Below are 10,108 nucleotides of genomic sequence, written 5' to 3'. Positions count from 1 at the left end.
CCCAAACAAGACGCCAAATCCCCCGCAAACAAGCGAACAACCGCTGCAATCTCGCCGCCGCCAGATTTCGCTCGCAACTGTGCAACAGCCCCACAGGGGGAGAAGGGAAGAGGCGCTCAATGCCTGAAATGCCTCACGCCGGTAAACACCATAGCGATGCCGTGGGCGTCGGCGGCGGCGATGACATCGTCGTCGCGCATCGAGCCACCCGGCTGGATGACGGCGGTAGCGCCGGCTTCGATCGCAGACAGCAGCCCGTCGGCAAACGGGAAAAAGGCATCCGAGGCGACGACAGAATTTTTGGTCAGCGGCTCGGCCAGACCGGCAGCCTCGACCGCGTCGAGCGCCTTGCGCGCGGCGATGCGTGAGGAATCGACCCGGCTCATCTGGCCGGCGCCGATGCCGACGGTGGCACCGTCTCTGACATAGACGATGGCGTTCGACTTGACGTGCTTGGCGATGCGGAAGGCGAATTTGAGATCGGCCATTTCGGCCGGCGTCGGCGCGCGCCTGGTCACCACTTTCAGGTCGAGGTCGTCAACCACCGCATTGTCACGGCCCTGGACGAGCAATCCGCCGGAAACGGATTTCACGGTGGTGCCGGCCGCGCGCGGATCGGGCAGGCCGCCGGTGACAAGCAAACGCAGATTTTTCTTGGCGGCGACGATGCCGATTGCTTCTTCCGAGGCGCCTGGCGCGATAATGACCTCGGTGAAGGTTTTGACGATCTCTTCGGCGGCCTCGGCATCGAGGGTCCGGTTCATCGCGACAATGCCGCCAAAGGCCGACACCGGATCGCAGGCCAGCGCCTTGGCGTAGGCCGCCTTCAGCGAGGCGCCTTCGGCGACGCCGCACGGGTTGGCATGTTTGATGATGGCGACGGCGGCGGAGCGGGCCGGATCGAACTCGCCGACCAGTTCGAAGGCGGCGTCGGTGTCGTTGATGTTGTTGTAGGAAAGCTGCTTGCCCTGAAGCTGGCGCGCAGTCGCGACGCCCGGCCGCTTGTCGCCGTCGACGTAGAAGCCGGCGCTCTGGTGCGGGTTCTCGCCGTAGCGCATCACCTGGTCCAGCCTGCCGCCGAAGACGCGCCAGGTGGGATGCTCGATCTCCAGCGCTTCGGCGAACCAGCCGGAAATCGCCGCATCATAGGTGGCGGTGCGGGCGAAGGCCTTGGCCGCCAGCTTCTTGCGGAAATCCAGCGAGAGCGAGCCGAAATTCATCTCCAGTGCGTTGAGCACCGAGGCATAGTCCTCGGGATCGGTGACGATGGCGACATAGGCGTGGTTCTTGGCCGAGGCGCGGATCATCGCCGGGCCGCCTATGTCGATGTTCTCGACGATCGAGGCGTAAGCGGCGCCGGAGCGGCGGACATCCTCGAAAGGGTAGAGATTGGAGACGACGAGATCGATCGGCTCGATGCCATGATCGCGCATCGCCGCGGCGTGTTCGGGATCGTCGCGCACGCCGAGCAGCGCGCCATGCACGGACGGATGCAGCGTCTTGACGCGGCCGTCCATGATCTCTGGAAAGCCGGTAAGGTCGGAGACGTCGCGGACGGCCATGCCTGCCTCGGCGATCGCCTTTGCCGTGCCGCCGGTGGAGACCAGCTCGACGCCGGCCGCGGCCAGCGCCCTGGCGAAATCGATGAGCCCGGTCTTGTCGAAGACGGAAAGCAGCGCGCGGCGAACGGGAACGAGGTCGGGCGCGGGAATGTTCTTGGCGGCGACGGCCATGGGCTGGCGGCCTTTCACGGCTGGTTGGGAAAGTGTCCGCGCGCCGTAGCACATGGCGACCGGAAATCAAGCCGTTAGAGCGACGTGCGTCCACTTGGACGCACAGAGTACGCTCTAACATTTTTCGGCCTACGCATCGTACTTTCCGAAAATCGATTCCGGTTTTCGGGCCGATGCGTTACAGCATCCTTTGCTCCAGGCCTGGACCATTCGCCGCTGCCACCTGCAGTCTCAGCTTTTTGCCGGATGACCGGCGATGGCCGTTCGCGTCAGTTGCCAATGGACTTCGGAAACCTCCGATGCCTTGAAGGCCAGCACGACCTGCCGGCTGCGGCGCGGGCCGCCAAGACCGGCGAAATAAATCGATTCCTCGACCTCGGGGGCTACCTCGGTGCAGGTGAACACCCATGTGTCGGCCTGTTCGGCGGTCAGCACCAGGCGGCCATGCTCGTCCTGGAGCAGGCCTATGTCGGGATGGATGTGGAAGCGTACGGTGACGAAATCGCGGCCGTTGTTGCGGATCGCAGCATTGCCCGGCCGCAGAAGGCGATCCCTGCCGGCGAGCACATTGCCGTTCGTCGACAATTTCAGTTCGCGCTCATGCAGGAAGCCGAAGCGCGCGACATAGCCGTCGTGGCGAGCGAGAAAACCCTGGCTGCCTTGCTGATCGGTGCGCTTGCAAAGCACATGCTGCGGGCCGCCGATCAACGGCATGCCGAGCAGGTCGTTGACGCGCAGCGAGTGGCTGAAACGCGCCGACGAGGTGTCGTTGATGGTGGCGGTCGAATGGGCGGCCGTGGCGCGGGCAAGCGGCCGGAATTCGGCGGCGCCATAGGTGTCGACGCCGGCGTTGACGACATAGTGGCGGCGGCCGGAAGACAGCTCGAAGGCCAGGCATCCGGCGTGCGCCGCGTTGGAAACATCGATAGGCGGCGGCGGGCCGGTATCGGCGATCACGGTGACGCCGCCCATGGAGAGGCGCTCGTAGCCCGAATGCGGCGCGTGCAGCAACGGCGCGCCGGCGGTGTCGTCGTGGCGCAGAATGGTGGCGATGCGGTCATGGATGGTCGCGCCCATGCCGTTGAAGCGGGCGAGGCTGCCGTCCTGGTGGCGAAAGAAACGCAGCGCCGGCAGCATGCGATCGATGGCGCCCATCAGCGCCGCCGGCGGCGTTTCGGCTTGATTGGCATAGGTCTGGCGCAGCGGCAGAAGATCGGCGAGGGTTTCAAGAACGGCCATCGGATTGCGGGAAATATGGCCGCCGTCCGGCAGAATCTGACGGTCGAGCTCCTCGGCGAGGTTGCGTGTCGCACCGCGCAGCGCCGATGGCGGTGCCGGCAGTGACAGAGCGGCGAAGGCAAGCGCGATGCGGGCGCGCAGCCTGTCCTTGCCGTCCGGCATTTCGCGTGCCATCGCCCTGAGATAGCGGATCTGCATGGCCAGCGATTTCAGGAAGGCGCGGTAGAAGGGAAATTCAGCGCCCTGCAGCACCACCGAGGAATGCTGCAGCCAGGCAATGACGCGCTTGGCCGTCGTGCCCGGCTCCCAGGCGACACCGGAAATGTTGCTGCCATGGATAGTGATCCAGTCGGAGACCAGCGCGCGGGCATTGGCTGCGGCAAGCTCGGTGCCGGCGGCGCGCATATGGCGCAGCCAGCGAAAACCGTGCAGCGCCTTTTGCCAGCCGGGATTGGGCACGGCAATCTGGAAGGGCGACTTGCCGCCGGTCTCGACCAGATGCCCCGACAGCGGATAGCGGCCATAATAGATCTCGAGCGCGATCTGCGGGTCGGCCAGGCGCAGGTCCGGCGGAGCGATCAACACCCGTTCCGGCGTGCGGCCGGAGTAGCGCCAGCGATGGAGCGGCCCGGCACGCAGGCGCCGGCGCGTCTTGCGCCAGAACTCCTTCGCGACAAGCGTCCATAGACGCGTCGTGCTGCTGGCAGCGATCGCCAAAAGCCCTCCTCATACCCCTCAACCCGAAGACAAGTTATATGCTTCAAGAACTTATGCGAAGGCGAATTCCATGGAGGCCTTGGCGTTCAGCCTGTTTTCCGCAGGATTCTTCCTAAAATACTCGACAAATCCTCAGCATTAGCCGGCTCTGCGAAAGCGGGCGGCGAAGAAGCCGTCCAGGCCGGACCGTTCCGGTGACCCGAGCTCCAGATCGGCGGGCGTGGTGCGCAGCGTGCCTTGCGGCGTCAGGAACGGATCGATGCCGGCGATCTCGCCCGGGCGGAGCGGATCGTCGACGATGTCCGCCGTCCCGGCGAGGAACGCGCGGTAAAGCGCCTCGCCTTCGAGCGGGTCGAGCGAACAGTTGGAAAAGACGATGCGGCCGCCGGGCCTGACCAGGGTGACGGCTCGAGCGAGCAGCCTTCGCTGCAGATCGGCGAGTTTTTCGATGTCGGCCGCTGTCTTCGTCCAGGGCACGTCGGGATGCCGCCGCACCGTGCCGGTCGAAGAGCACGGTGCATCGAGGAGAACGGCGTCGAACAGTTGTTCCGGCTCATATTTGAGCAGATCGGCCTGGACGATCTCTGCGGACAGACCAAGCCGTTCGAGATTCTGCGATAGCCGCGCCAACCGGTTCTTCGAGGTATCGACGGCGGTTACATTGGCGCCGCCGAGAATGAGCTGAGCGGTCTTGCCGCCGGGGGCGGCGCAGAGGTCGGCGACGCGCAAACCCTTGATGTCGCCGAAGAGCCGGGCCGGAAGGCTGGCGGCGGCATCCTGAACCCACCAGGCACCGTCTTCGAAGCCGGGAAGTTCGGTGACGGAGGCGCTGAGCTTTTCCACTCGCACCGTGCCGGTCGGCAGCACGATGCCGCCGAGCCGCTCGGCCCACAGCGCGGGGTCGGACTTGATGGTGAAGTCGACTGGTGCCTCGTGCCGATGAGCGGCGAGAATTTGCCTGGCCTTGTCGACGCCATAGGCGGCTTTCAGCCGGTCGGAAAACCACTTCGGCGCTTCGTCGGTGGCGGCAAGCGCTGCAGCCAACTCGGCCTGCTTGGACCGCGCCAGCGTGCGCAGCACGCCGTTGACGAGACCGGAGAAGCGCACTGTGCGCGGATCGGATTTGGCGTGGGTCACGGCAAGGTCGACGGCGGCGCTGTCGGGAATGTCGAGGAACAGGATCTGTGCCGCTGCTACATGCAGAATGTGCGAAAGCGCGGTGGCGTTGGGCGGCAGCGGCTTTTCCAGGCGACGGGCCAGCAACCCTGATATGGTCATGCGGAAGCGCAGCGCAGTAACCAGTATGGCGCGCACCAGCGCTCGATCGCGCAGGTCGAGCGCCTTGTATTGCGGATGGCCGTTCTCATGGTCGGTCAGTCCGTCTAGCGGCGTCCTCGCATCGATGACGGCGGCAAGCAGCCGTGCCGCCGCCTTGCGCGCGGCGAGACCAGCGACGGGCTCGTCGGGGCTCGCTGCATTGTTTTCATGATCGCCTGAAATTCGGTGCCGGCGTTTCGCTTGGCTCACGACCACGGACCCTTGGGTCCGGTCGGATTGCGGCCCCAGGGATTGGATTTCGGCCTGGCCGGTTCAGTCGACTGCTCAGGCTGCTCGGCTGCCTTCTCCCACGGGCCCGACGGGCGCTGCACGTCCGCCTGCCGCGGCATCGGGGCCTGCCGCTGAGCGGGGGCGGATGCCATATCCCGCGCCATCGCCTGCAAGGCCGCGATGCGGTTGTCGGTGCTCGGGTGGGTGGAAAACAGGCTGTCCATGCGCTCGCCGGAAAGAGGATTGATGATGAAGAGGTGGGCGGTCGCCGGATTGCGCTCGGCATCCGGGTTGCGGATGCGTTCGGCGCCGCGGGCGATCTTGTCAAGGGCCGAGGCAAGCCAAAGCGGCTGTCCACAGATCTCGGCGCCGCGCCGGTCGGCCTCGTATTCGCGGGTGCGGCTGACCGCCATCTGCACGATCATCGCGGCAAAGGGCGCCACGATCATCGCCACCAGCACGCCAATAATGCCAAAGGAATTGTTGTTGTCGCGGTTGCCGCCGAAAAAGAAGGCGAAATTGCCGAGCATCGAGATCGCGCCGGCAAGCGTTGCGACAACCGTCATGGTCAGCGTGTCGCGGTGCTGCACATGGGCGAGCTCGTGCGCCATGACAGCCGCGACCTCCTCATGCGACAGTTGCTGCAACAGTCCGGTGGTGGCGGCGACCGCGGCATTCTGCGGGTTGCGACCGGTGGCGAAAGCGTTGGGCTGCGGGTTGTCGATCAGATAGGTTTTCGGCATCGGCAGGCCGGCCTGTCTGGCGAGGCTCTGCACGATGGCGTAATATTCCGGCGCGTTCCTTTCGTCGACCTCGACAGCGCGGTTCATCGACAGCACCATCTTGTCGGCGTTCCAATAGCTGAACAGGTTCATAGCGGCGGCAATCAGCAAGGCGATCACCATGCCGCCCGACCCGCCGATCAGATAGCCGACGCCCATGAACAGCGCCGTCATCGCTGCCAAAAGCATAGCAGTGCGAAGTGTGTTCATTGTTTGCTCCGTTTCTGCCGGCGCTGCGGAAAAATGGTCGATCCTTGTCGGCTCATCGTTATATGATGGGAAACGTGTCACCCTGTTTCAATCCGCCGGGAAAATCGCATGATCGACGAAACCAGTAAAACAGGCGAAGCCAGCAATACAAACGCCGATCCCGGTTACGGCGCGCCGCAAAAGACGCTGACGCCGGCAGCCCGCCGCGCTTTGGCGGAGGCGGAAGCACGGCGCGAACGCTATCGCCAGCAGGAAGCCGCGGTGCCGAAGGAGATCGGCGGCCGTGGCGGCAAGGAACCGGGCCGCTATGGTGACTGGGAGGTCAAGGGCCTGACCAGCGATTTTTAGGCACGACAGGATACCGGAGGGTCAGCAGACCTCGGCGGCGCGCTCCGGCTCAATGGCGATCCAGCCGCGGTCGTCGACAGCAATGCCGATCGCGTCATAACCGGCGATCGCAGCATGCGGCGTTTGCAACGGATGCTGGTGCGTGGCGCTGATCACCACGACCGCAGCACCTGCGGCCTCGGCCGCCGATATACCGGCGGGCGCATCTTCGAAAACGAGACAGTCGCGCGCATCGACGCCCAGCCGCTCGGCCGCCAGCCGGAAGCAATCGGGAGCCGGTTTGCCGTGGGAAACGTCCTCGGCCGCGACAAGTGTGGCGGGAAGCGGGATGCCTGCGGCCGCGATGCGAAGGAGAGCCAGCTCGCGCGGCGCGGAAGTGACGATGGCCCAGCGCTCGGGCGGCAGCGACGCCAGAAACGCCGCGGCGCCGGCAATCGGAAGGATGCCGTCGATATCGGCCGCCTCGGCCTGCAGAAGCGCATCGGCCTCGCGCATTGGATCGACGCCTGGAAGCGCCAGCCGAGCGATGGTCTCGATCGCCCGCACGCCGTGGATCGTCGGCAGGAATGCGGCAACGTCGAGACCTTGCCGGCGTGCCCAATCTGCCCAGACCCTTTCTGCCGCGGCAATCGAATTGACCACCGTGCCGTCCATGTCGAACAGGAAGGCTGCGAATTTCTTGCCTGCGAACATCTGCTATCCTGGGAGATTGTTTTGGAGGGACCAAAAGCCTGTCGACGACCGTAACGTGGCGTCGGCTGCGTGGGAAGGCGCGAGATCGCCTTTTCGACAATACGAGGGAACCACGGCGATCCGTCTCGCGTTGACCGAACTGTCTTCCACGATGCTCAAAAACGGGGAACCGCGATGCTGATTCGGCTCGGCTACGAAATTGCCATCGACTGTGCTGAAGCCACCCCGGTGATTTCGCTGCTCGAGATCCACAAGGAGCGCCAAGCCGATATCAAGCGGCAGACGCGCGTGCTGACCTCGCCTTCCGTCCCAACCCGGCTCTATCACGATCTCTATGGTAACACCTGCCGCCGCGTTACGGCGCCGGGCGGCGGCTTTCGCATTCTTTACGACGCCGTCGTCGAGGACAGCGGCGAGACCGACGAGGTCAACCCGTTGGCCAGGGAAGTGCCGGTGGCGGAGTTGCCCGACGACGTGCTGTGCTATCTGCTCGGCAGTCGCTATTGCGAAACCGATCATCTCAGCGATCTGGCCTGGCAGGTTTTCGGGCATGTTCCATCCGGCTGGGCGCGGGTGCAGGCGATCGTCGACTATGTCCACAACCGCCTGTCGTTCGGTTACGGCTATGCGCGCCCGACCCGCACCGCGGCGCAGGCGCATGAAGAGCGCGTCGGCGTCTGCCGCGACTTCGCTCATCTGGCGATCACGCTCTGCCGCTGCATGAACATCCCCGCCCGCTACGTGAACGGCTATCTCGGCGACATCGGCGTACCGGTCGACCCGGCACCGATGGATTTTTCGGCGTGGCTGGAAGTGTTCCTCGACGGCAAGTGGTACACGTTCGATCCCCGCCACAACATGCCGAGGATCGGCCGCGTCGTCATCGCGCGCGGCCGCGACGCGACGGACGTGCCGCTGCTGCACAGTTTCGGCCCGCACCGGCTCAGCCTGTTCAAGGTCTGGACCTACGAGCAGGAAAGCAACCTGTTCAATCCGCCCCATCGCGGCGTCGACAGGACCGCCAGCGCGCAGATGCTGGCATAAAAGCGCAAGCGCGAACGGCATGCGCCCCTTATTGCGATAATCCGGACTGTCCTACGGATCTGATGCGCCTGATCCGCTTCGGCACAGAACCTCTGTGCCGGATCGGGATCGCGTTCTTGTGCTCCACGGCACACGTCAGGATCATGGTAAGCGCTTCGTAAACGAAACTGCCGCAGCGCCTTTTCGTTTACCGATTGTTCATCTTGCCGCATTTCGAAACCAAGCAGAAACAACGGTTTGACAATGAGCCGCTGGCGTTGGTCCCTTGGCGGCGCCATTCCGGCCGGAATCCTGCAATGCGCCTTCACACGGCTTTGAGGTCGTGGCGAATGGAGGCGGAAGCATGCGGCATTTTGGGGGTCTTGTTCACGCGATCGGCGGCTTTGCCAGAGATCGAAGCGGAAACCTCGCGGTTCTGCTCGGCATGGTCGCGTCGGTTCTTGCGCTCGGTGTCGGCTTTGCCGTCAACGTTTCCCAGCTCTACAACGCCAGGTCGAGCCTGCAAGGCGTGGTCGATGCGGCGGTGACCTCGACAGCACGCGACCTGACGACCGGCGTCATCAAGGAGGCCGATGCCAACAAGTCGGTGCAAGCGTTTCTCGATGCCAACAGCCGAGCGGGCATCCTGAACGCCGACCAGATCGTCCTCGACCAATTGGCCGTCGACAAAATCGCCAAGACGGTTCAGGCGGACGTCCATGTCAATGTCGGCCTTTATTTTCCAATTTTCGGCATGGGCGACATGCAACGTGTCGCTGCATCGACGACAGCGCTCTATTCGGACAAGACGATCGAGGTGGCGATGATGCTCGACGTGACCGGATCGATGGCCGCCAACTGGTACACCAAGACAAACAAAATTGGCGACCTGCAGGTTGCGGCTTCGAAGGCCGTGAAGGATCTGCTTAAATGGAACCGCGCCAACAGCGATCCGCGTATACGCGTAGCCATCGTTCCGTACGCCGAAGCGGTCAACACCGGCGGATTGGCCAGCACGGTCTTCGTCGAGACGAGATATGGACCAAAGGTGCCGCCGCCCATCGATGCGCCGGTTCAAGTATCGGCCACCCCCGCGCCGGACAAATGCGCCACCGAACGCAAGGACAAGGACGGCTATGCCGATTACTCACCCGATGGGCCTTACACGGAGCGATTGGATAACAATGGCAGGCGGTATCTGGCTAAGGTAAACCGCGACTATCGGATGGGGACGTGTCCGTCCGCGGCACTCGTTGCACTGACAGCCGACGAGACAAAGCTGCTCGGCACGATCGCAGGCTTCAAGGCGGCAGGCGTTACGGCCGGCGGCATCGCCGCGCAATGGGGCTACTACATGCTGTCGCCGTCGTGGCGCTCAGCCATAGCCGAAGCCGGTCAGGGTGTCGGTCCCGCCAATTTCGACAGAAGGAAGGTGGCCAAGATCGCCATTCTGATGACCGATGGCCAGTTCAATACAGCTTTTGCCAAGGGGCGCGGTGAGCCCACCTCACAGGGTCAGGGCCAGACCGCACGAAATAACGCCGAAGCCATCTGCGACAACATGAAGCGCGATGGGATCGAGATATTCACGATCGGCTTTGCCCTGAACGATCCGACCATGACGGTGAACGAGAGGGACCAGGCAAAGAGCGTGCTCAAGAATTGCTCCACGGCAGACACGTCTTCGCTGAAGCATTACTACGAGGCTGCCACGGGGGCGGAGTTGACCGCCGCATTCGACGAGATCACCCGGAACATCGAGAAGCTTACCATCAAGCGCTGACGCATCGGCTCGAAAATCGGATTGGATTTTCG

The 10,108-nt window shown here is 64.0% G+C and carries 8 protein-coding genes; 3 read left to right on the top strand and 5 right to left on the bottom strand.

Annotation, left to right across the window (positions count from 1 at the left end; genetic code table 11):
• Positions 1-116: 116 nt before the first annotated feature.
• From purH to htpX, 4 genes are all read right to left on the bottom strand, one after another.
• Positions 117-1,733 (bottom strand): bifunctional phosphoribosylaminoimidazolecarboxamide formyltransferase/IMP cyclohydrolase, encoded by a 1,617-nt coding sequence (gene purH / locus ACWUKX_RS11545; protein ID WP_456006775.1) that lies wholly within the window; start codon positions 1,731-1,733, stop codon positions 117-119.
• Positions 1,734-1,964: 231 nt separating this feature from the next.
• On the bottom strand, positions 1,965-3,689 hold the full coding sequence (locus ACWUKX_RS11540) for a heparinase II/III family protein (protein WP_456006772.1): 1,725 nt from the start codon (positions 3,687-3,689) through the stop codon (positions 1,965-1,967).
• A 138-nt stretch (positions 3,690-3,827) separates the two neighbouring features.
• Positions 3,828-5,222, bottom strand: a complete 1,395-nt coding sequence (locus ACWUKX_RS11535) for an RsmB/NOP family class I SAM-dependent RNA methyltransferase (protein WP_456006770.1) — start codon at positions 5,220-5,222, stop codon at positions 3,828-3,830.
• On the bottom strand, positions 5,213-6,229 hold the full coding sequence (htpX, locus tag ACWUKX_RS11530) for a zinc metalloprotease HtpX (RefSeq protein WP_456006768.1): 1,017 nt from the start codon (positions 6,227-6,229) through the stop codon (positions 5,213-5,215). The genes ACWUKX_RS11535 and htpX overlap by 10 nt, the downstream gene beginning before the upstream one ends.
• 108 nt (positions 6,230-6,337) lie before the next feature.
• Between htpX and ACWUKX_RS11525 the strand changes: the two genes are divergently transcribed.
• Positions 6,338-6,577, top strand: a complete 240-nt coding sequence (locus ACWUKX_RS11525) for a DUF1674 domain-containing protein (RefSeq protein WP_065011324.1) — start codon at positions 6,338-6,340, stop codon at positions 6,575-6,577.
• 21 nt (positions 6,578-6,598) lie between these two features.
• Here ACWUKX_RS11525 and ACWUKX_RS11520 read toward each other — a convergent pair whose 3' ends face one another.
• Positions 6,599-7,270 carry an HAD-IA family hydrolase gene (locus ACWUKX_RS11520; protein ID WP_456006765.1) on the bottom strand — a complete coding sequence of 224 codons (672 nt, stop codon included), beginning with the start codon at positions 7,268-7,270 and terminating at the stop codon, positions 6,599-6,601.
• Positions 7,271-7,444: 174 nt separating this feature from the next.
• Here ACWUKX_RS11520 and ACWUKX_RS11515 point away from each other — a divergent pair, with 174 nt between their 5' ends.
• Entirely contained in the window at positions 7,445-8,314 is an 870-nt protein-coding gene (locus ACWUKX_RS11515) for a transglutaminase-like domain-containing protein (RefSeq protein WP_456006762.1), read from the top strand.
• Positions 8,315-8,657: 343 nt separating this feature from the next.
• A complete protein-coding gene (locus ACWUKX_RS11510; protein WP_456006760.1) occupies positions 8,658-10,076 on the top strand; it encodes a pilus assembly protein TadG-related protein in 1,419 nt (472 codons plus the stop codon).
• The last annotated feature ends 32 nt before the right edge of the window (positions 10,077-10,108 follow it).

Source organism: Mesorhizobium sp. f-mel, assembly GCF_053850215.1.
This window is presented reverse-complemented; position numbering and strand designations above follow the sequence as displayed.

Excerpts from the sequence above, each read along its gene's own strand:
- ACWUKX_RS11510 (WP_456006760.1), top strand. The coding sequence starts at position 8,658 with ATGCGGCATTTTGGGGGTCTTGTTCACGCGATCGGCGGCTTTGCCAGA.
- ACWUKX_RS11525 (WP_065011324.1), top strand. The coding sequence starts at position 6,338 with ATGATCGACGAAACCAGTAAAACAGGCGAAGCCAGCAATACAAACGCC.
- ACWUKX_RS11520 (WP_456006765.1), bottom strand. The coding sequence starts at position 7,270 with ATGTTCGCAGGCAAGAAATTCGCAGCCTTCCTGTTCGACATGGACGGC.
- purH (WP_456006775.1), bottom strand. The coding sequence starts at position 1,733 with ATGGCCGTCGCCGCCAAGAACATTCCCGCGCCCGACCTCGTTCCCGTT.
- ACWUKX_RS11515 (WP_456006762.1), top strand. The coding sequence starts at position 7,445 with ATGCTGATTCGGCTCGGCTACGAAATTGCCATCGACTGTGCTGAAGCC.
- htpX (WP_456006768.1), bottom strand. The coding sequence starts at position 6,229 with ATGAACACACTTCGCACTGCTATGCTTTTGGCAGCGATGACGGCGCTG.